The following is a 23,891-nucleotide window of genomic DNA, read 5'->3' on the forward strand; positions in this document are numbered from 1 at the left end:
AGTAGTATTACATATTACCAACCTGGTGTAAAACCTAAACCAAACAACGGTTTTTTAACATCGCTGCGGTTAAATGGAACAGCCAGGTAAGGCTCTAATATAAAAGCACCAAATACGTTAATTCGCAGGGAAATACCGGCACTCAATGCCGGTACCCGACCGTAAATGTTTTGTGTTGTAGTAGTGCCGTCAGAATTTATAAAGTCCTGCTGACCAATCACCGGCGGATCTTTCTGAAAATAGATATGATCACCAGAATTCCAGGCTAAACCTGCATCAAAAAACAAGTTAAGATCGGTAAACAGGAATTTGGATTTAATAGCAGCCAATTTTTCGGGACCGGTAAATGGCAAGCGCACCTCAAAGTTAAATACAGCCAAACGACTGCCTGATAATTGGTCGATAGTAAAGCCGTTGGTTGTAGCCTTACCGTTATTATAAAATGTTTGCCCTTCGTAACCCCTGATATAAAAAGGATAACCCACAAATAATGGATAAAGCCCTTTATCATCGCCGAAACGGCCTGTAGCAAAGAACCTGGCCGCAAAGGTTACCGGTGCGGTACGTACGTATTTCCTTACATCAATTGTTGGTGCAAAGAACTTATAGGTGCCGAAATTATAACCGGCTTCCAGCCTGTACCTGAAACCATTTAACGGTGCTGTAACACCAAAAAATGAGTTGTCGCCAATTAGCGCGGTTGAAAGCGTTAAAATGGAATATGATTTTAAGTTATAGAAATAAGTGGAACCGTAGTTTTGATTAAGGGTTGCAGACTCTTCTTCGTTAGGGATTTTTTTCCTGTCAGACGTAATATAATTACCTATGCCGATTTGCTGTTTGCCATTTACTACTGCAGTATCAAGCAGGTAATAATCGCTGTAACGGTCAACACGGTAATAGTTGTGTGAGGCTGCTCCGCTCACTTCAAAGCGTGTTGTCCTGGAAATAGGGTATGAGGTAAACACCCTGCCCGCATCCTCAAAATTGCGGATAATATCAATGTTATCAGAATAAACGGTTTGATTTTTACCGCTCACATTCCTTACCGGGTAGGTGGTTGTATTGAAGCCGAACTGGTAAGGGATGTGGGAAACGCCCATACCAAGGTTCCAGCGGCCGGTTTGGTTTACATAGGTTACAGCAGCGCCTGAATCATAGATCTGCCCGTTTACCGATGCTGCTGCAAAGATCTGGTTGCGGCCCAAAATATCACTAAATACGCCCTGGATCCCGCTTGAAAGACTTGTGCCATAGAAGTTACTTACACCAACACCAATGCCGCTTCCTGCAAGGTAATCGAGCTTGAATTTTGAGCGAAATGGAATGGCCTTAACCGAATCAGTCGGGATTTTACGATAGGCTAAAAAGTTGTTCAGGTTAGAGTTGATCAGGTCGACGCCAACGGAGCGGTTTGGCGGCAAAGTGCCTGCTGCAAAGTTCACTTCACCCGGCTGCACAACAACAGGAGTAAAGTCGGACGCTTTGGCGTTATAAATGGAATATTTTTGCGCACGATAGTAAGAGTAAACCACGTCATCATGATTGGAAATACTTAATGCCGGTGAATATTCCGTAATGCCAGAGATGCCAGTAAACAGGTTGCTCATTTGTTCTATCTGACCCGAAGCGATAGTATAGCGGTAAAGGTTGCGGAAGCCATCACGGTTTGACAGGAAGTAGATCTGCTTGCCATCGGCCGAATATTGCGGGTTCAGATTGTTAGCGCCGTTAAAAATTTTAATGTCGGTTACCTTTCCCGTTGCCAGATCAAGTTCGGCAAGGTTGAAAGGGATGTCCTGTTCAAGGCTCTGATCGTATGTTGTCCTGTCGCTTGAAAAAATGATCTTTTTACCATCCGGCGAATAGCTTGGCTGGTAATCAGAAAATTTATCGTTGGTAAGCTGCGTAATCTTTTTGGTATCGAAGTTATAAGAATACAAATCGCCCTGCCCTTCAACCAATCCCTGGAAAACAATATCCTTGCCATTGGGCGACCATGAAACGTTACTGAACTGACCTACCTGCTCCATCGAAATATCGTCAATTACATTGCCGCTTTTCAGGTCAACTACATCGAGCCTGTTACGCCCTTTGCTAAATACACTAAATGCGAATTTAGTTCCATCGGGCGACCATGCACCTGCCGATTCGATGAAGTTAAACTCATCAATATGGGTGTTGGATACCTTACTCGTGAGTTTTCGTAATATGCGCCCCGATTTAGCATCGGCCAAATAAAGATCAATACTGAATAAACTTTTGGCCGATAGAAAGGCAACATATTTACCATCGGGACTAACGGACGGGGCAACCACAAGGTCGCCACCGTTTTTACTGTCAACCAGTTTGATGCCTTTAGGTGTTTGAGTGGTATCCTTTAAAAAGGGTTTATAGGTAGCCTCAATAGAATTTTTCCAAAGGCGGGAAAGGGTTCGGTCATCATAACCAAACGTACGCCTGATGCCATACTCTAAACCAAATTTAGCCGCGTTTTTAAAGAAGGGTATTATAACCGTATCACCATAAGTTGAGCCTATGAACGACCAGAATGCCTCGCCATAACGATAAGGGAAGTATTTGCTGCTTTCGGTAAGATCACGAACGGTAGGGATATCATGGTTCAAATATGCGTCACGCATCCACATGGCTGTATAGCTGTCCTTCTTACCTAAGGACAGGTACTCGGCCATACCCTCTATCATCCAAAGCGGAATGTTGTTTATATTTTCATATTCGGACGAATCATGCCCCAGCAATAAACGGTACTGGAAAGCGTGTACCAACTCGTGCCCGATAACGTGCCTCGTGGTTTGGTTGGTTTCCATCACCGGCATTACCACCCGATTTTTAAGGCCTTCGGTAACACCGCCGGTACCTACACCGATCTCGCCATCAATAGCGGTTGTTTGCTGAAAATCGGGATGGTTGGCATATAGTATTATTGGGTTGGCATGCTTAAATGTATCCCTGAAAACCTGTTGATGCAGGGTGTACCAAAGTTCACTTTCCTGGGCAAAGCGTTTTACCATACTATCGTTTTTCAGGTAATAGTAAATCTCGAAGTGAGGGGTTTTATAAACGTTAAATTTAAGGTTTTTGTACCTCACCTTGTTTTGGCCAAAATATTGCGCCCTGGCATTGATGCTTATCAACAGCGAGCCGACAAAACAAATGAATATAATAGTGTGCTTTTTAACTCTATTGAAAAGTGAGTAAACTTTATTCATATATTATTTAACTAAATAGATATGGCTAATTTAATAAAATAAGGTTGTTCTTAGTTCAAAAAACAACCTTATTCATTTTCTCTTCACAGTATGAAAAAAACGCCTCTACCTGTTTACCGTTGGTTATTAGGCGGTGTGCTTTCCGGGTTTTCCGGATTGTTTTCCTGTACAGGTGTTACGCCCGTTGTATCAATAGGGTTGCTTATGCTATCAGTTGAAGTTGTATCTTCTTCAATATGCGGCGATGGGCAATTATAAGTTTTGGTGATCTTGGTCCATGGTTTGGGGAATGGTCCGTAAGTATAACCTAACGACTGATCGGCATATACTTTTTCCATAAACCTGCCGAAGATAGGCAACGCCGTATGTGAGCCTTCGCCGGTTTCGGATGTGGTAAAGTGTACTGACCGGTCATCAGCACCAACCCAAATGCCTGTTACCAGATCTTTGGTGATACCCATATACCAGCCATCCACATAATCGGATGATGTACCGGTTTTGCCGCCTATCTGGTTGTCTTTTTTCCAAAGGCCGTTGTATTCCCACAGCGCCTGTGAGGTTCCGCCGGGTTCTTCCATCCCCCCACGGAACATGTAAAGCATCAGCCAGGCAGTTTCCTCGCTTAACACTTTCTCGGTTTTAAGCTTAAACTCCTGTATCACATTGCCTTGCTGATCGGTGATTTTAGTGACCAGCAACGGATCCAATTTTTCGCCTTTGTTAAGAAACGTACTGTAAGCTCTAACCATTTCATAAACCGAAACATCATTTGAACCCAATGATACCGACGGAACTGACTTCAAAGGGCTTTCGATGCCGCAGCGGTGAGCATATTCCACAATTTTATCCCAGCCCACTTTTTCGGTTAGTTGTGCTGTAATGGAATTTACAGATTTACCCATAGCCCAGCGCAGTGACATTTCACGATAGGAGAAATGGAAGTCGGCATTGTTAGGCTCCCAAACTTTGTCCTCGCCATTGTCTTTGTACTTGATGGATACCGGCTTGTCGGTAAACTTATCGCAAGGGGTAAAGCCATTATCAAGCGCTGTTAAATAGGCAAATGGCTTAAAGGTGGAGCCTGCCTGTCTGCGGCTTTGGTTTACGTGATCGTAATTAAAGAAACGATGATCGATACCACCAATCCAAACTTTTATTTTACCGGTTGATGGCTCCAGTGTCATCATGCCGGTGTTCAGGATCTTAGCGTAATATTTTATAGAATCTATAGTAGAAAAAGTAGTGTCCTGTTCTCCATGCCAGGTAAACACAGTCATCCGCTTTTTCGTTTTAAAGTAATCCTGGATCTTTATCGTATCACCGCCGTATTTTTTTTCAAGTAGCTTGTAAATAGGAAGCCTTTGTTCGTTTTTGAGAATGAAATCTTTGATCTCAACGCCTTTTGAATCGCGCCACGGATTTTTGTTCCCCCAAAGGTTATAGAAGCGTTTTTGAAGCATCTTCATTTTTTCGGTAACAGCTTCTTCGGCATATTGCTGCATCTTTGAGTCGATAGTGGTGTAGATCTTCAGACCATCCTCATAAAGGTTATAATCATTTTCCTTGCACCATTTGTCCAGCCATTTCTCAACGGCGCGGCGCAGGTACGAATCGCCGTGGGAGTCGTCTTCAACATAACTCAGGTCGAGCCCGAGGGGTAACGCGACGTTACTTTTATACTGGTCGGCAGTGAGGAACTTGTATTTTTCCATCTGTCCCAGTACCGTATTGCGCCTTTCGGTAGCACGCTGCGGATTTTTAATGGGATTGTAGCTCGATGTGGCTTTCAGCATGCCAATAAGTAGGGCTGATTCGGCAGGATTTAAGGTGCCGGGCTGCTTATTAAAATACTTTAAAGATGCTGTTTTAATACCGTACGAATTATTGCCGAAGGGCACGGTATTGAAGTACAACGTCAATATTTGCTGCTTGTTGTAAACGTGTTCAATTTTAAAAGCGGTAAGCCACTCCTTGCATTTATAAACAATAGTGTGCAGCACCGGAATATGCTTAATGACACCCTGCGATTTCTTTTTACGCGTTTCAAAAAGGTTTTTGGCTAACTGCTGGGTTATGGTACTGCCGCCGCGGCGGTCGCCTTTGGCTGTTGAGAGCACACTGGTAAAAAAGGAGTAAAAATCTACTCCGCCATGACTGTAAAACCGCACATCCTCAGTTGCCACAAGGGCGTTTATGAGGTTGGGGGAGATCTCTTTAAATTCAATTGGTGAGCGGTTCTCCTTGTAATACTGGCCTATAAGTTTGCCATCGGCAGTGTAAACTTCCGATCCTACCGAAAGTACCGGGCTTTTAATATCCTGCATGTCAGGTGAGTATCCGAAAAGCCAAAGGAAATTAAGCTCAATAGAACAAAAGAAAATAATTACGAAGTAAATGAATATGACAAAATATCTCAGAAACCGGTTGCGTATACGTCTGAACATTGGGTAAAAAATGTAAAATTATGACACTATATCATAGTGCAGTTTAACAAATATAAACAACGTAAAATAGACAGGTAAATTTTAGGTTAACGCTGGCATAATACATATTTATGATGTGCAAAGTACACAATAAATAAATCAAAAGCTGTTTGGATAAAAAAAATCGCCTGTTGAAGGTTGCAACGTATATTTGAAATCAAGTTGCTAAAACTTTAATGTTGTTTTTGTACTTTGTATGGATATCTATTTATATGAAAAGTTTGACAGAGCAATTTAAGGTACCAAGTAATACCAAATTTTCGCTGAGTGATCATGATCCTGCATTTAGCTATGGTTACGAAAAAGAAGATGCCGGGTCTGTTTTGGATGAACTGATAGCTGAAACGTCTAAATTGGAGGCACAACTTTATGCCTCAAATAGTTATTCATTGCTTATTATTTTTCAAGCGATGGATGCTGCCGGAAAAGACAGCGCTATAGCGCACACCATGTCGGGCATAAATCCTCAGGGGTGCCAGGTTTATAGCTTTAAACAGCCCAGTTCAGAAGACTATGATCACGACTTTTTATGGCGGCATTACAAAGCCTTGCCCGAAAGAGGGCGTATTGGTATTCATAACAGGTCGCACTATGAAAATGTGCTTGTCGTTAAAGTCCATCCCGAACTTGTTTTAAAGGAAAATAATCCAACGATAAAACAAGTAAAAGATATTGACAAGCAGTTTTGGGAGCAACGGTATGAGAGCATCCGCAATTTTGAAAAACATATCTGTAACAGCGGCACTGTTGTGATCAAATTTTTCCTGAATGTTTCAAAACAGGAGCAAAAGAGGCGGTTTTTAAAGCGAATAGATAACCCCAAAAAAAATTGGAAGTTCCAGGCCGGGGATATTGCGGAACGGGAGCATTGGGATGAGTATATGAAAGCTTATGAAAAAGCCATTAACGAAACCGCTACAGATGATTGCCCCTGGTATGTTATTCCAGCTGATAAGAAATGGTTTACGCGCATCGCGATATCAACTATAATCAGGGATACCTTGAAAAAGTTGAAGCTGGAATTCCCTGTTTTGCCTAAAGACGAAATGGAAAAACTACAGGAGGCTAAACATTTGTTAGAAAAGCAATAACGGAAATATTAAGACTTACGAAATTTTCAAAATTTCGTAAGTCTGCGATAGCATTCTGAATCTTAAATACCCGAAAACATATTTTGGGCGGGCTCTCCAATAAGCGGCATCGGTTTTCTTTCGCCGTTAATTGCGCCAATTAAACCGATGATCCAAATAACCAGTAAGCCCAGGCGTATAATCCAAAGGATTGACGCACCTATGAATATTCCTGATGTTACAAAGGCCATGCCTATAATAAAACCGGCAATCCATGAAATAAGAATTGAAACCAGGTGAAACAATAGGGTTTGCCTCATCTGGTAGGCTGCAAGCGGTGTTTTATTGTTGGTGTATAATGCAAAATAGGCAATAAGCCACCCGATAAGCGTAAAATAACTGATGATGCCGGCGGTCTTACCGTCGTCAGAGGTAGGTTTGTAATTTTCCATGTGTGGTAAAGTTTTTTGTATAAAGCTAACCGTTTAAAAATGAAATAGTTTTATTCATTTTTAAATGATTAGCTATGGCAAAACTTCAATCATTTGCATATACACACATCTAAAATCACTCCACGGTTATCTCATCAACAAAAATGTAGGACTGGCTGCCTTTATTCTCATGCCAATCTGGAAGCGGGCCGTATTGCTTGGCTATCAGTTTAATATAACGGGCATTGGTGTTTAACGGCGCGGTAAATTCCTGCGTTTGTACGTTGGTATCTTTAATATCAACTTTGGTGTTAACGGCGGTCGCCAGTTTGTAAGTTTTGCCATCATTTGATGTCCAGAACTGTACATATTTGGGGAACACAATCCAGGCACGGCTATCCTGCAAGGTGCTGACGCTGATTTGTTTGATGGGTTTAACGGCGCTCATATCAACAATGGCTATAAAATCCTTTCCCTGGTAGCCCTGCCAATTGCCTAAACGCCAGTTGGTAGTGCCGTGCTGTCCATCAATTAATGATTCATCGCCTTTTGCTGCGTAATTAGGCAGGTATTTATTGATTATGGTTAGTTTGATGTCGTTACGTAGTTTAATAAAACTTGCTTCGTCAATAAAACTGCTTTTGCCATCTTTTATGGCAATGGCTTTTACCGTGATGTTATTGCTAATAGTAATTGGCTGTGTATAAGGCGTTGACGATGCAGCAGGAGCAGAGCCATCGAGCGTGTAATAGATTTTTGCATCAGTATCCTGATCTTTGATCTGGATGCTGAACGGCTGCTTGAATGACCTGGCGGGCGATATAATGTAAGGATTAGGTACGATGAGTTTATCAGTAATCTTTGAAACTGGTTTTTCCAGATCCTGGGTAAAGATCTTATTAGCCAGCCTGCCGGTAAACACTTCAAAATCCCCGCCTTTAGTAATATCATCATAATTGATAAAAAGCTTACTGTATACCTTTTTATCAAGATTCATGCCTTGCAGATAGATATTGCTGCGGGTAATGCCGGCGCCGGGGTTAATAATGCTGAATTTTTTGCCGTTCTCCAAATTGATCACTGCCTTATCAAACTGCGGGATCCCGATCTGAAAATCCTGCTGACCGGGTGCAATGTTGTAAATTCCTAAAGAACTCATCACATACCAGGCCGACATTTGCCCGCAATCCTCATTACCGGCTAAACCATCAGGTTTGTTGCTGTATTCTTCCCGCAAAATACGGCTCACATAAAACTGGGTTTTATCCGGCGAGTCGGTAAAATTATATAAGTACGCCATGTGATGACTTGGTTCGTTGCCATGGGCGTATTGGCCTATCAATCCGCTTACATCGGGAATGTCACTGCCGCTAAGTTTTGATTGTGTGCTAAACAATTCATCGAGCTTATTTTCAAATGCCTGTTTGCCGCCCATTTTATCAATCAGGGTCTCTACATCGTGGGGTACCAGGAACGAATACTGCCAGGAGTTGCCCTCGGTATAATTGCTGTTGATCTCTGCAGGGTCGAAAGGCTCCAACCAGCCGCCGTTAACACGTGCCTGCATAAAAGTATTCTGGTTGTTGAAAACGTTTTTCCAGTATTGTGCCCGCTGAATGTATTGGGTATAGTCGTCGGTTTTATTGAGCATTTTTGCCATTTGAGCTATACACCAATCGTCATAAGCATACTCCAATGTTTTAGACACAGACGCATCTTCTTCGTCTGATTGAACAGCTCCGTTTTTGCGATAATTATCCAGCCCAAACTGGTTACGGTTTACGGCGGCTTTCATGGCGATAAAAGCTTTCTCGGCATCAAAATCACGAATGCCCTTCGCGTAAGCATCCACAATGACCGGGATAGAATGATTGCCGATCATGCAATAAGTTTCGGTACTCGCAAGCGGCCATATCGGTAATAAGCCGCCCTGATCATACATCGCCATAAAACTCTTGATAAAATCGAGCGTGCGCTTGCGGTCTATCAGCGTAAGCAGCGGGTTCTCGGCCCGGTAGGTATCCCATAAGGAAAACACGGTGTAGTAATCAAATCCCTGAGCTGTATGTACCTGTTGATCCATGCCACGGTATTGCCCGTCAACATCGCTGTAAATATTGGGGGCAACCATGCTATGGTATAAGGCGGTATAAAATATGGTTTGTTTGATTTTAGCATAATCGGGCTGCACCACTTTTTTAGCAGGAGGAGCATAACTGTATGGGCTGGTTCCGCCTACCGGTTGGGTTTGGGTTGCCGGGGCCGGTGCGCCGCCCTCTACCTGAATCTTATTCAATTCATGGTTCCAGGCTATTTTGGCATCTTTCTGAACTTTTTTAAAGTCGAAATCAGGTATTTCTTCATCCAGGTTTTTTAAAGCACCTTCGGTGCTTACCGACGAGATACCCACCTTGCTGATTACTTCGCCGGGATTATCAAACTGCAAAAACAACTTTATATTCTTGCCCTGTGCTTTGCTTTGGCCATTTTGTACCTCGTTATTTACAGCAATACCGTAAGTTTTAAAAGGCTTTGAAAACTTAGCGTAAAAATACACCTGCTGTTTGTCGGCCCATGATTTCGACATACGTAAACCACGTACTTCATGATCATTTACTACTTCTATCCATGAATCCAAAACCTCATCGCGGTGCTGCAGATCGATAATAATATTTGCCTTATCGGTTGACGGGTAAGTGTAGCGATGCATGCCTACACGGGTAGTTGCAGTTAGCTCAACGCCAATATTATATTTATCGAGCAGTGTTTTATAATAACCTGGTGTAGCACTCTCATTTTTTTTGCTAAAGTGCGACCGATAATCTGTGTTTTTAAATTTGGGATCGCCGGTGGTTGGCATAAACAATACATCACAGTAATCAGGGACACCGGTACCGCTCAGGTGCGTGTGCGAGAAACCATATACCAGGCTATCGGTATAATGATAACCGGAACAGCCATCCCAACCCTCCAACCGGGTATCCGGACTAAGCTGTACCATGCCGAAAGGCATCACCGCACCGGGATAAGTATGCCCATGTCCGCCAGTACCTATAAATGGATCAACCAGTTGGGCGTAGTCTTTTTCCTTCTCTTTTTTCTTTTGTGCCGATGATAAAAAAGGCAGAACAAGCAACAGGGTGACCGGCAAAGCAGAGCGGAATACGGGTTTGATCAATGACATATTATTTAAAACCAATTATATGATTTGAGTGTGCACAAATTACACTAATTACCACGAATATTTACTAACAGGAAAGTTCCCTATTTTATTATTAGTATAATAAATGGTCACTAAAAACAAATAGCGACGGGCATATCCCCATCGCTATTTGTTTTAGAATAACTAATTCGTGAAATTCGATTTAATTCGAAATAATTAGTGTTCAGTTTTATCCTTTTATCATACCTACTTTTTTCAGCAGTTTACGGTTTTCACGACGGTGTATTAAACGGTACACGATTGCGTAAATAATAGGTAATATCAATAAGGTTAGGATGGTAGATGTCACAAGCCCACCTATAACTACTATAGCCAACGGTTTCTGAGTTTCCGAACCAATACCGGTTGAGATAGCTGCCGGCATTAAACCAATGGCAGCCATCAGCGCGGTCATCACTACCGGGCGCACACGTGATATCACGCCTTGCATAATGGCCTCATCAAGGTGCATTTTTTCTTCAATGTTTTTCTTGAACACCGAGATCAGGATCACACCGTTCTGTATACATACACCAAACAAGGCAATGAAACCAATACCTGCTGATATACTAAAATTTGTATTAGTAATATGTAATGCTAAAATACCGCCTATCAACGCAAACGGCACGTTCAGGATAACCAACACTGCATCTTTAGCGTTACCGAAGGTGATGAACAGGATCAGGAATATCACCAGTAAACACACAGGCACTACGTGCGCTAACGTATTTGATGCCCTGATCTGGTTTTCAAACTCACCGTTCCAGGTAAATGAATATCCCTGGTCAAGTTTTACGGCGGCGCCTACTTTTTCCTGCGCTTCGGCTATAGTGCTACCTAAGTCGCGGCCACGCACCGAGAATTTCACAGCGATGTAACGCATGTTATTATCCCGGTAAATAAATGCAGGGCCGGTTAATGTGGTGATTTTAGAAATCTCTTTAATCGCAATTTTTGAACCGTTTAATGTAGGTACCATCAGGTTCTCAATTTTGCTTTGAGTATCCCTGAATTGTTTTTGGTAACGGATCCGGATATCAAATTTACGTTCGCCTTCATAAAGCTGTGAGGCCGCTTTACCGCCTATGGCCATCTCAATAACCGAGTTGGCATCGGCAGTAGACACTCCGTAAAGTGCCATCTTGCGCTGATCAAGCTCGATGCGGAACTCCGGCTGACCGAGGTTTCGTAAAATACCAAGGTCTTCAACACCGTGGATCTTCTTGAGCACAGCCATTACCGAGTCGGCCTTCTGATCAAGCACCTGGAAATCGGGCCCGAATATTTTTACTGCCATAGATGCAGGTACACCTGCAACAGCCTCAGCTACGTTATCGATAATAGGCTGTGAATAGTTAAATACAATACCCGGAAACTGGCTTAATTTCTTGTCCATTTCGGCTATCAGCTCTTCCTGGCTGATGCTTCGTTTCCATTCCTTTTTAGGCAGCAGGTCAACCTGGATCTGCACGTTAAAAAAACCTTTCGGGTCGGTACCGTCGTTGGTACGGCCCACTTGCGACAGGGTTTGTTTCACCTCGGGGAAGGTTGACAGGATCTGCCTCATTTTATCAGTTACCTTAACCGAACTTTCCAGCGAGGTACTCATTGGCAGCTGCGCGGTTACCCACAGGGCGCCCTCGTTAAGCTGCGGAAGGAATTCCGAGCCTAAAAATTTAGCCGAAAAGAAGGTAACCGACATAAACGCTACCGCTACTATCAGGCTCAGCTTTTGATTACGGTATGTGTAACTAAACATACGGCGGATACCGTTTTCAAAGAATATTACTACCGGGTTATGTTTTTCCCTTACATTTTTGTTAAGCAAGATGCTTGACAAAGCTGGTACCAGCGTGAGTGTAAAGATTAATGCGCCAAGCAAAGCAAAACCCAAAGTGTAAGCCAGCGGAGAGAACATTTTGCCTTCAACCTTTTGGAAAGCGAAAATTGGTACCAAGCAGGTGAGGATGATAAGCTTGGAGAAAAAGATAGCTTTACCCATCTCGGCGCCGACATTTTTGAATAGGCCAAGTTTAGCCAACCCGTTGAATTTTTGCATCCCTACTTCCTTAGCCCGGTGATCCAGCGCCACAAAGATCCCTTCAACCATCACCACCGCCCCATCTATGATGATACCAAAATCGACTGCACCCATAGAGAGCAGGTTGGCGCTCATTCCCTTTAATCGTAAACAGATGAAAGCAAACAATAATGCCAGCGGTATAATGATCGCAACAATGAGCGTTGTGCGCCAATCGGCCATAAACAAGAATACTATAACGGTTACCAATATGATACCCTCGCATAAATTATGGATCACCGTTTCGGTACAAAAATCCATCAGGTTGGTACGATCATAAAAGGTGGAGATCTTTACATCGGCAGGTAACACGCTTTTGTTGAGGTCGACAACCTTCTGGTTAATGAGCTTTAATACCTCGGCAGGGTTTTCACCTTTACGCATTACCACAATACCTTCAATAACGTCGTTGTTTTTATCCCGGCCCACCTGGCCTAAACGCGGTAAACCGCCTTCTTTAATCTCGGCAATATCACGGGCCAAAATCGGAACGTTATTAACGTTTTTGATAATAATATTCTGAATTTCTTCGATATTATTGATTAAGCCAATACCACGTACTACATAAGCCTGGTCGTTTTTTTCGATGATATCACCACCTACGTTAATGTTACTACGGTTAAGGGCCGTGTAAACATCAAGCGAGGTAAGACCGTATTTTTGTAACAGCGAAGGGTTTACACTCACTTCATAAGTTTTTTCCTCGCCGCCAAAGCTGTTCACATCAGCTACACCGGGGATTGATTTAAACTGGCGGTCAAGCACCCAATCCTGTATAGCGGTAAGGTCATGTAAAGATTTGGTGTGGCTTTTTAGGGTGTAACGGAAAATTTCACCTGTTGGGCCGTATGGCGGTTCAACCTCGGGTTTAACCCCATCGGGCAAATCGGCATTGCCAAGTCGGCTTAATACCTGTTGGCGGGCAAACGCATCATCAACATCATCATCAAAAATAATACGGATGTATGATAAACCAAAAGACGATGTGGTACGGAGGTTAGCCTTTTTTTGCACCGAGTTTAAAACGGTTTCCATTGGTATGGTAACCATTTTTTCCATCTCTTCGGCACTGCGCCCCGGCCATTGGGCTATAATTATGATCTGTGTATTGGTAACGTCGGGAAAAGTCTCGATAGGGGTGTTGGTGTAACTCCACACACCCAATGCTACCAATACAAGTGTCATAAAAAACACAAAGTAACGGTGCCTGAGCGAGAAGTATATTATATTTTTGATGAACTTGTTCATTGTAGTCTTTGTATTTTAAAAACGTAAATGCCCTGGTTAAAACCTGGCAATTTTTGGTTTACCCACCTGTTAGTTGTTGCCGGCAATGGCATCATAAAAAAGCAGCTGGTTTTTTGAGATGATCTTATCACCGGCTTGCAAACCTGACGATATATAGGTGGTGTCTTCAACGGTTTTGATAACCGCTACCTGGCGTACCTTCAAATCGTCTTTACTGTTATAAACCACTACAAAGTTTTTGCTGTTGTCATAAACAACGGCTTTTGCTGGTATAGCAACCGACTGCGCTTTTTCACTGTTGGCTATTACCACACTGGTGAACATCTCCGGCTTAAGCAGCATGCCATCGTTGGGCAATACGATTTTAATCTTCAATACTTTGTTGTCCGGATCGAGCACAGAACTAACGGCGTCAACCTTGCCGGTAAAAACTTTATCGGGGTAGGCAATCGTAGTAACTTTGGCTGTATAACCTACTTTAACACGGCTAATGTCTGACTCAAACACGTTGGCCCAAATCCAAACATCTTTCATGTTGGATATTGTAAACATGCTGTTGTTATTATCCGGACGGATATAGCCGCCTGCTGTAATATTTTTTTCAACCACAAAACCGCTTTCAGGCGCTTTGATTACCAATGTACCGCCGGGGCTGGTATTACCACCGCCGTTGATTGCAATCTGCTCTTTTACTTTGTTGTAGGCAGCTTCGGCTTTGTTGAAATTTTCTTTAGCCTCAGTATAATCGCGCTCGCTTGAGATGCCGTTTTTGTACAGATATTCGGCCTGTTCAAGCTGACGTTTGTAAATAGCAAGGTCGGATTTTGACGAGCTAAGGTCGGTATAATTACCTGCAACATCGGCACTGCGTACGATGGCGAGAGTTTGACCTTTGCTCACTTTATCGCCCAGTGAAACTTTTACATCCAACACCTGCCCGCTTGAAAAAGGAAATACTTTAACAACGGTGTTGTCATCATATGATACCTCGCCCGAAAGTGTAAGCTCATTTTTTATGGTAGCGATCCTGGCAGTATCGATTGTGATAATTTTAGCCATTGAATCACTAACAGTTACCTGTTTGTTTTCAACAGCAGGAGGTGTCTTGCCTTTGCAAGCGGCAAGTAGTAGCAAAGCTGAGATGCCGGAAAACAGCGTTTCTCTTTTCATCATAGTAAGTCTTAAAATGTTAGTCAGGATTTTATTACGGTAGTGCCAACAGCAAAATTGAGGTCGGCAATTGCTTTTTGCAGGTTGAATTGTTGTTGCAATATTTTTAATTTGGTGTCCTTATAGGTGTCAAAAAAGTCTACAAACTCCACAAGGCTTATCTGGCGCTGCTGGAAGCTCTTGAGCATTGCGCCAAACAGTTTATCGTACTGTTCATTAAAGGCGATTTGCTGAGTTGAGAACAGCTGCACGTTTAGCTTATACTGGTTAACAGCTGCAACTACATCATTTTTAAGCTGGAATTCATTTTGTTTCAGGGTGCTCTCCTGGCTTTTGATATTGTATTGTGCCGACTTGATATTGCCCTGGTTGCGGTTAAACAACGGTATCGGAAAACCAACTTGTAAGCCATAGTAATGACGGGCATAACTACTGTTTTGATCGTATGATACACCTAAAGTTACGTCAGGCACGGCAAGGGCTTTTTGATAAGCAAGATTATGGGTAGCCGAATTTAATTGATACTGGTTCGATAAATAATCGGGCCTGTTGGTCATGGCTTGGCTAATGAGCGATTGCACATCAAGATCAACAGTTTCAACCGGCTTGTCATTTATGACAGGTTGAACAAATGTGGTTTCCTTTGTTTGCAACAATGTTTTAAGCTCTGTTTGCAGATCGTTGATCTGGCGGTTATTTTCAACCATATCATTTTGCAAACCGAACAAAAGGGCTTTCAAACGGATGAGGTCCTTCATTGAGGTATTACCTACATCAAATGATTTTTGAATAGCATTAACCAGTTCAGTGGCCGATTTAATTTCATTTTGATAAACTAATTGTTGCGCATTCAAGGAACCTAACTGGCTAAAATCAAGCTGCAGATTATAACGCAGGTTACGCATCAAGTCATTAAAGGCGGCTTCCTGAACTTTAGCATCGTCTTCGGCTACTTTTACCTGTTTGCCGCGTTTGCCGGCAGTGGCAAACACCTGGTTTAACTGGACAAATATTTGTCCGCCTCCGTTTGAGTGGTTGAAAAATTTATTGGTGCTACCGTCATGGATATTCTGGTCGGTGCTTAACACAGGGTTGTCCCATAGTTTGGCTTGTTGAATGAGCGCCTTTGAGGCATCAACATTATACTTTTGGGCAAGCAGGCTTAGGTTATTTTCAATGAACTGTTTTTCAGCATCAGGGAAAGTGATCTTTAACGTATCTGTTTGTGCTTCGGCCTTTTGTGTTAATAAACTAAAAAATAACGGTGATATAAATAGCAGGGATTTTATAGTACGCATGTTTCCTTCTTCAATTCTACAGTGCAAAAATTCAAAACGGTTATGAATTTTGTATGAAGTGAAGGAAAACTAATGGTAGAGGAACCTTGATTGGTAGGATTTAAGGATTGCCTTGGATAGAGGATGTAAAAATCTTATTAAATCAAAAAATCCTTAAATCCTATGAATCAGGGTTAGATATTGATTTCAAAATCATCCGCATCTTTTAAAAACGGTAGTGCACGGCGAACTTTTTCAACCTCATCACCTATGATACTGAAAGTGTAAAGGTCTTCTTCATCACGTTTATAGTAAACTACCTTACCGTTAGGATCGATACAGGTGGAATCGCCGCTATGGTAAATTTCGTTTCCATCGTGGCCTACGCGGTTAACTGCTATCACGTACGACTGGTTTTCAACCGCACGGGCAGGTATCAGGGTACGCCAGTGCGCAGCCCTGCGCTCGGGCCAGTTAGCAACCACAATGAGCAGATCGTAAGGATTAGCTTCTATATTACGCAGCCACACCGGGAAACGCAGGTCATAACAGATTACCGGGCAAATTTTCCAGCCGTTAAGTTCAACGAAAAGCTTTTTGGTGCCGGCGGTGTAGGTATTATGTTCCTGGCCAAGTGCAAAGAGGTGACGTTTGTCGTAATGTTCATGACTGCCGTCAGGGCGCATCCAGATTAACCGGTTGTAGTACTTGCCACCTTCTTTAATAATAATGGTCCCGGTTATCACACAATCATATTGTTTGGCTATTTTTTCCATCCATTGCATGGTTTTGCCATTCATAGGCTCAGCCAATTCGGCGGCGTTCATGGTAAAACCCGTACTGAACATTTCGGGCAGTATGATGAGATCTGTTTTTTCGCGGATCCCTCCCGATAACCTGAGGGTAATATTCTGAAGATTTTTATCGGTATTTTCCCAAAAAAGGTAGCCTTGAAAAACAGTAATTTTAAGATTCTCCATAATATTTGGTTCATAGTTGATGGATCATGTATCATGGCAAAAATGCATGATGGTTGGCTGATCCATTCGGATAAAACTTATACAATTTGGCTATGATCCATGAATTATAGACCATGATCCAAAATCAAACTTATGATCTGGCTATGATCCATGAACTATAGGCCATTAACCAAAAATTAAACTCGAATTAACCTATCAACGGCTTTATCTAAAGTTTCTTGCCTTTTGGCGAAACAAAACCTTAACACATGGTGATCAATCCCCTTGCTGTAAAAGGCCGAAACAGGTATGGACGCTACCCCAAATTCCTTCGCCACACGGATAGAAAAGTCGGCATCTTTTTCGTCGGTAATAGCGCGGTAACTTACAGACTGAAAGTATGATCCTGAACATGGCAAAAGCTTAAAACGGCTTTGTTCAAGGCCTTTTCTGAAGTGGTCGCGTTTTTCCCTGAAAAATTCGGCCAGGCCAAGATAATTTCCTTCGTTTTTTAAATGCTCGGCGATTGCATACTGAATAGGAGTGTTTACGGCGAATACCAAAAACTGGTGAATTTTCCTGAACTCATTCATCAAATAAGCAGGCGCCATGCAATATCCCACCTTCCAGCCCGTAGCATGAAAAGGCTTGCCAAACGATGCTACGATGAAGCTGCGCTGCTGCAGATCAGGGTAGCGGGCCATGCTGTGGTGGGTTTCGCCATCATAAATCAGGTGTTCATATACCTCATCGCTAAGGATCAGGATATCCTGGTTTTTTACCAGCGCGCTCAACTCGTCAATATCCTCCTTATGCAAAATGGTTGCGGTTGGATTATGAGGCGAGTTAAGGATGATCATTTTTGTTTTTTGGTTGATCAACCGCTTAACCATGTCCCATGCAATGCGGTAATTAGGAGGCTCAAGGGCAAGCGATTTTACAACGCCGCCCATCAGTTTTATGGCAGGGGCATAACAATCAAAAGCCGGCTCGAATATGATCACCTCATCGTTGGGGTGAATTACAGCGCTTATAGCTGTAAAAATGGCCTGTGTACCACCGGCAGTGATGGTGATCTCGGTTTCGGGGTTATAAACCGCGCCGTAAAGTTTTTCGGTTTTTTCGGCAATACGTTCTCTTAAAGCCATAACATCAGCCATGGGCGCATATTGATTATGACCTTCTTTCATGGCCTTATTTACAAGCTCTATCAGCTCGGGTGAACAGTCATAATCAGGAAAACCCTGCGATAGATTTATTGCACCCAACTCGCTGGCCAGGGCCGACATGACGGTAAATATGGTAGTTCCGGTTTGGGGTAATTTTGAAACAACAGGTATCATCAACGGCTAAAGTAGGGAAAAATCATTATGAACTTATCCCCATAACCGGGTATTTTTTGTATTTGGAAATATTTTAATTTATAGGTTTAAACATATTACTGTGCCGTGATTTTTAGGATTAGAAGATTAACAGGATTTTTCGAATCGGGAAGATTACCCAACAAAGTCAATCTTATCCATCCTTAAATCCTAAAAATCATGGTTCAATGAGGATGCTGTCGGTAATCTTAGCTATATCGTAGCTGATTTTATTGATAAAACCCAATTGTTCTTTCATCAAAGCATCTTCGGGCTGGGGTACCGGCTTCTGAGCTTCGGGGTTAACAGGTGGAATTTTACCTATATTAAATTCAATATTTTCAGCATGTAATTTTTGACCGGTATCGTTCAAAACGGTTATACTTTTTTTGATGAGCTTCATGGCTTCAGGGTGTGCAACCGGGATTTCCTTTTTGCTTTGTGCCGATGCAATGGTAGCGATGTACGAGGAAAGGATATGGTTAAGCACCACAAATTTATGTACATCCTTAATTTTGCGCTGTTTGCTTTTAGGTTCTGATGTCATGCGCTCAAATGCGGCCGAAAGGTTGGCCGATTTTACATAAACCTCTTTACGCGCCAGTTTGTAACTGGTAATACTGATCATTTTACCCGATATGCTCTCGGCAATGGTAACCAGGTAATTGATGTTGGCCACTAACACATCCCTAAGTGCTTCCTGGATCTGTTCAAATTCCCAGGTAGGGAATATCAGGTAACTGGCCACCAACGCGATAGTTGAACCTATGACGGTATCCAAAATTCTTTCCTGGGCTACATTGAGCAATCCAACGCCCAGGAACTTGAACAATATAAGTACATAAGGCGTCATGAAAATTACGCTCACTACATAATTAAGGCGTTGAAAGCTGTAGGCACCCATCATAAAAATCACCAGGAAAATAAACTGCACGGTGACGTTAGGGATAAAGGTAAGTATGGCTATCCCAATAACGCCCCCGCCAATGGTACCTATTAAACGCTGGTAGTTACGCTGTTTTGAAAGACTGAACCCTGGCTTCAATATTACAATAATGGTAAGCAGCACCCAATAGCTGTGATGGCCTAATGATACTAATTTAGCCGTGATAAAGCCTATCAAACATACCAATGCTACACGCAGGGCATGTTTGAATGCGCCGGATGCCAGCGTAAAGTTGTCGAAGAAAATATGCGGTGCAAAATCCTGGTGGGTAACAAAAGCCGAATACTCTACATCACCCTTGGGCTCGTTTAATGATTCGGCGGCTTTTGAACTGTAGTACTTATAGATATTGTTGATCCCCTCGCTAAGTGAACGCAGGTTTACCAGCACCTTTTTAAGCACCAGATTGCTGGTTTCCTGGTTGTTTTTTCCGATGGAGTCAATTTTTATTTTTAGTTTTTCCAGTTCGATATTAAAATCGGTGAGATGGCGGCGACGGGTATTTGATAATATAATGTAGGCTATATCATCAAGCTCATCGGCCATGTTATGGATAATACGGGCTATTTCGGTAAGTACACCAGTGTCTTTAAATTTTTCGCGAATGTGGCTGTAATCATAGTGTGTGGCCATGATCTGTTCGTAAATATCAACAAGGTCCACAAAAGTAAGCACCAGGATCCTGCTTGGTGCTGTTGATTCGCGGGCCATGATGCGGCTTTTAAAAAGCAGTTCGCGCACGGCATCCTGGTGCTGGCTCACCTGGATCTGTTTGGAAACCAGCTTGCGGTAGTTTTCATCAATATCGGTATCCGACAAATAAAAATCGGCTTTGATGCGTAAAAAACGAGCTATATCGGTAACATTTTCGCCAAGGGCCTGCTGTGCCGCGCGGTAAGGGCGGATACCGAAAAACAATAAACTGAAGATCATATACCAAACGCCACCCGCTAAGATAGTTGCACTGTAACCCAATACCTCGGGAGCTGCCAGTGCCTTATCCATCATAAAGATCATGATCAGTAACGATGAAGTGCCTACGGATGCTGCCCTGTTGCCATAAACTGTAAACATGGAAAACAAAAAAGCGAAGAAGGTGATCTCGAAGCCAAGCGTAAATACATTGAGCCGGGCAAAACCGGTAATAGCAGCAACCAAAAACAAACACAGGTTGCCGGCCGCCATAGCATTACGCTTGTGCGATACCGGGCCGGGAGTGTCTATAACGCAGATACACAATGCGCCCAGTGAAAGTGTGAGGCCCAGATCAAACTTATCAAACTGCATTAGGAGCAGTGAGGGCAATAAAATGCCTATACAAATGCGGATCCCATCAGAAAAATATTGACTGTAAAAGAAACTTTTTATTTCCCTGGTGTTTATAGACATGGTAGCAGTAGCTTTGTAAATAACAGAACTATTATAAGCAATTTTGTTTGTTCGGCCTGTTTTTATTAAATATAATTTATTGGCCTAAAATGACGTTTCAAATTTACATAATTTTAATTTATGTATCTGTTTTTGATAAAAATGGCATTAATTGAAGATTTGTGTTAATAAATATTTACTTTTTGATGAAATTAAATTAAAGATCAGTAAATTCACCCCCCGGAAAAGGCCAAAAGCTAAACCAATCAATTTTACCTCAATTTAATTTTTTACTATGTCGCCAACGTTAAAACTCAGCCAAAGAGAAGCAGCCTTCAATAACGAGGTTGTTACCCGATTTGAGTTATATAACAGTTTGTTTCAAACACTTCCGTTTTACCAGGTAAAGGATACAGGGATCTTATTACCGTTTTTTAGTTCACATTGTGAGAAAGGCGCTATCACCCATGATTCGCCGACAGATATTATCGAGTCGTTTTTTGAAAAGTATGTACCGGATATCGATCATCGCGAGCAGATTAACCGCATGTTCAGGTTTATTCAGTACATTGAACGGCAGGTGGTTTTATTTGACGCCATTGAAGATTCGTCATTTAATAAAATAGGTAAGTTTGATGACAGTGGTACCCTGCAAAGCTTGTTGCAGCATGCAGCCATCAGTGATGAAAGCCGGCAGGATATCAGTGAAAAATTAAAAGATTTTTCGTTACGCCTGGTGCTTACTGCTCACCCTACGCAGTTTTATCCAGGTACGGTGCTTGGCATCATGACGGATTTAATTGAAGCTGTAAAAACCAACGATATCAATAATATTGATGTATTGCTGCAGCAATTAGGTAAAACGCCATTCTTTAATAAAACATCGCCAACGCCGGTTGATGAGGCTATCAGCCTTTCCTGGTTCCTGGAAAATATATTTTATCATGCCGTATCTGGGATCCAGTCAAAACTGGAAGAGGAGTTTGATATTGACGCTGCAAGCCGCCAGATATTGGAGCTTGGTTTTTGGCCGGGCGGCGACCGTGATGGTAATCCTAACGTAACAACTCAAACCACTAAAGAAGTTGCCAGCTTTTTAAGGCAGCGCCTGTTCAGGTGTTACTACCGCGATTTCAGGGTACTTAAACGCCGAATTACTTTCCGCGGTGTTGAGGAAGCCATGACTAAACTGGAAACGCTGTTTTACAAAAACGCTAACGAACAATTAACCCCGGTTGATCTTCAAGGCGAACTGTTGGAGCTGCTGCTTTCTATAAAAGAAGTTATCCTTCGGGATCACGATGGTTTGTTTGTGAATATTGTTGAGGATATGATCCAGAAGGTACGCCTTTTTGGATGCTATTTTGCAACACTTGATATCAGGCAGGACAGCCGTATTTTACGTAAGGTGTTTGAATATGGAACCCAAAATATTGACACAGGCGTAGCGGAAGGTTATTCGGAACTAAGCGAAGAAGATAAAATAAAGAGCATCACTTTTAAAGAGGCCGATTTTGTTTGCCCTAAAGAGGAAAAAGATGCTATGATCCACGATACACTGGATACCATCAGGTTGGTTAAGCAAATTCAACAGGGTAATGGTGAAAGGGCGTGCCAGCGTTTCATTATCAGTAACTGTCAGCGCGCTTCGGATATTTTGCAGTTGATTAACCTGTTTTTATGGAGCGGGTGGAAAAAAGACAGCTTAAGCATCGATTTTATGCCGCTGTTTGAAACCGTGAACGATCTGGAACATGCTGCAAGCATCATGGAACAATTATATACCCATCCGTTTTATGCCGAGCACCTGAAAAACAGGGGTAGCCAGCAAACTATTATGCTTGGCTTTTCGGATAGTACTAAGGATGGCGGTTACCTGATGGCTAACTGGTCAATATATAAAGCTAAAGTTGAGCTTACCGCGATGGCCCGTAAATACGGCATCCAACTGGCGTTTTTTGATGGCAGGGGAGGGCCACCGGCCCGCGGTGGTGGTAAAACACACCGTTTTTATGCGTCGATGGGTAAAGAGATTGCTAACGAGCATATCCAGTTAACTATACAAGGGCAAACCGTTAGTTCGCAATATGGTTCGGTTGAAACGGCTCAATTTAATATGGAGCAGCTGATCAATGCAGGTATTATTTCAGCATTGCACCCCAACCGTAACGATCTGCTGGATAGCCGTCACAAGGAACTCATTCAGCAAATGGCCGACGTGAGCTACAAGCTGTTTATTGATCTGCGTGCACATCCGCTGTTTGTTGAATACCTCGAAAAATTCAGTCCACTGAAATTATTGTCGAGGATTAATATCAGCAGCCGTCCAACCAAGCGTAATGCTGGAGCCCAATTAAAACTGGAAGATCTTAGGGCCATCAGCTTTGTAACTTCATGGAGCCAGTTAAAGCAAAGTATCCCCGGTTTTTATGGTGTGGGTACAGCACTTAAACAGGTTAAAGAAACTGGCGGTTGGGACGAGATTAAAGAGCTTTATCAAACTTCGGGTTTCTTTAAAACTATGCTGGATAACTGTATGATGTCGATGTCGAAGTCGGACTTCAGGGTTACAGCGTACCTGGAACAGGATGAAAAATTTGGCGCCTTCTGGAAAATGCTTCGCGATGAGTTTATTCTTACCCGCGAAATGCTTCTTGAACTAACCGGCAGCACCGTATTGATGGAAGAATATCCGGTTGAACGTCGTTCTATCGCTATTCGCGAAAAAATAGTGTTACCGCTGGTGATCATTCAGCACTACGCCCTGCAATGTATCAATTATGAAAAGGATACCGAACTTAATGATATTTATAACAAGCTGGTGATCCGTACGGTTTACGGTATTGTAAATGCCGGGCGCAATTTGGCTTAAGAGTTTATTGTTTTAATTTATATCCCCATCCACCTGTTAGCAATAGCAGGTGGATTTTTTTTTTGATTTAATTATATGATCATGATGGGATGCGTCAAAAGCTTTCAAAGGTTTTGACATTTAGTCTGAAAAGCCTCTGCCCTCAAACTTTAAGAAAAAACCGTGAGCCATTATAAAGTTAAAAGCAGAATACG

Annotated in this window: 12 protein-coding genes; 2 read left to right on the forward strand and 10 right to left on the reverse strand. The window is 42.5% G+C overall.

Annotated elements, in window-relative coordinates:
- Positions 1-14: 14 nt before the first annotated feature.
- Together J3L18_RS05790 and J3L18_RS05795 are read right to left on the reverse strand one after the other, a co-directional pair.
- On the reverse strand, positions 15-3,230 hold the full coding sequence (locus tag J3L18_RS05790) for a DPP IV N-terminal domain-containing protein (RefSeq protein ID WP_129567640.1): 3,216 nt from the start codon (positions 3,228-3,230) through the stop codon (positions 15-17).
- Positions 3,231-3,343: 113 nt separating this feature from the next.
- Positions 3,344-5,674: a penicillin-binding protein 1A gene (locus tag J3L18_RS05795; protein ID WP_208102496.1), complete on the reverse strand. Its 2,331-nt coding sequence runs from the start codon at positions 5,672-5,674 to the stop codon at positions 3,344-3,346.
- Positions 5,675-5,925: 251 nt separating this feature from the next.
- Between J3L18_RS05795 and J3L18_RS05800 the strand changes: the two genes are divergently transcribed.
- Positions 5,926-6,804 (forward strand): polyphosphate kinase 2 family protein, encoded by an 879-nt coding sequence (locus J3L18_RS05800; RefSeq protein ID WP_129571273.1) that lies wholly within the window; start codon positions 5,926-5,928, stop codon positions 6,802-6,804.
- 62 nt (positions 6,805-6,866) lie between these two features.
- Here J3L18_RS05800 and J3L18_RS05805 read toward each other — a convergent pair whose 3' ends face one another.
- The 8 genes from J3L18_RS05805 to J3L18_RS05840 form a co-directional block, all read right to left on the reverse strand.
- Positions 6,867-7,235: a magnetosome magnetite crystal formation protein family gene (locus tag J3L18_RS05805; RefSeq protein WP_129571272.1), complete on the reverse strand. Its 369-nt coding sequence runs from the start codon at positions 7,233-7,235 to the stop codon at positions 6,867-6,869.
- 115 nt (positions 7,236-7,350) lie between these two features.
- The gene (locus tag J3L18_RS05810; protein WP_129571271.1) at positions 7,351-10,398 is read right to left on the reverse strand and encodes a GH92 family glycosyl hydrolase; all 3,048 of its coding nucleotides are present in this window, start codon (positions 10,396-10,398) and stop codon (positions 7,351-7,353) included.
- 208 nt (positions 10,399-10,606) lie between these two features.
- Entirely contained in the window at positions 10,607-13,744 is a 3,138-nt protein-coding gene (locus J3L18_RS05815; protein WP_091162593.1) for an efflux RND transporter permease subunit, read from the reverse strand.
- Between the two features lie 69 nt (positions 13,745-13,813).
- The gene (locus J3L18_RS05820; protein WP_223266271.1) at positions 13,814-14,917 is read right to left on the reverse strand and encodes an efflux RND transporter periplasmic adaptor subunit; all 1,104 of its coding nucleotides are present in this window, start codon (positions 14,915-14,917) and stop codon (positions 13,814-13,816) included.
- 20 nt (positions 14,918-14,937) lie between these two features.
- Positions 14,938-16,212, reverse strand: coding sequence for a TolC family protein (locus J3L18_RS05825; RefSeq protein WP_091162595.1), 1,275 nt, complete (start codon positions 16,210-16,212; stop codon positions 14,938-14,940).
- A gap of 173 nt (positions 16,213-16,385) precedes the next feature.
- Positions 16,386-17,171: a nitrilase family protein gene (locus J3L18_RS05830; protein ID WP_091162596.1), complete on the reverse strand. Its 786-nt coding sequence runs from the start codon at positions 17,169-17,171 to the stop codon at positions 16,386-16,388.
- A gap of 176 nt (positions 17,172-17,347) precedes the next feature.
- Positions 17,348-18,493 (reverse strand): methionine aminotransferase, encoded by a 1,146-nt coding sequence (locus J3L18_RS05835; RefSeq protein ID WP_129571270.1) that lies wholly within the window; start codon positions 18,491-18,493, stop codon positions 17,348-17,350.
- A 196-nt stretch (positions 18,494-18,689) separates the two neighbouring features.
- Positions 18,690-20,846, reverse strand: a complete 2,157-nt coding sequence (locus J3L18_RS05840; RefSeq protein ID WP_112654370.1) for an FUSC family membrane protein — start codon at positions 20,844-20,846, stop codon at positions 18,690-18,692.
- Between the two features lie 274 nt (positions 20,847-21,120).
- On the opposite strand from J3L18_RS05840, the gene J3L18_RS05845 reads away from it, so the two are divergent.
- A complete protein-coding gene (locus tag J3L18_RS05845) occupies positions 21,121-23,697 on the forward strand; it encodes a phosphoenolpyruvate carboxylase (RefSeq protein WP_129571269.1) in 2,577 nt (858 codons plus the stop codon).
- Positions 23,698-23,891 lie beyond the last annotated feature (194 nt).

This window comes from Mucilaginibacter gossypii, from assembly GCF_017569325.2.
Taxonomy (GTDB): domain Bacteria; phylum Bacteroidota; class Bacteroidia; order Sphingobacteriales; family Sphingobacteriaceae; genus Mucilaginibacter; species Mucilaginibacter gossypii.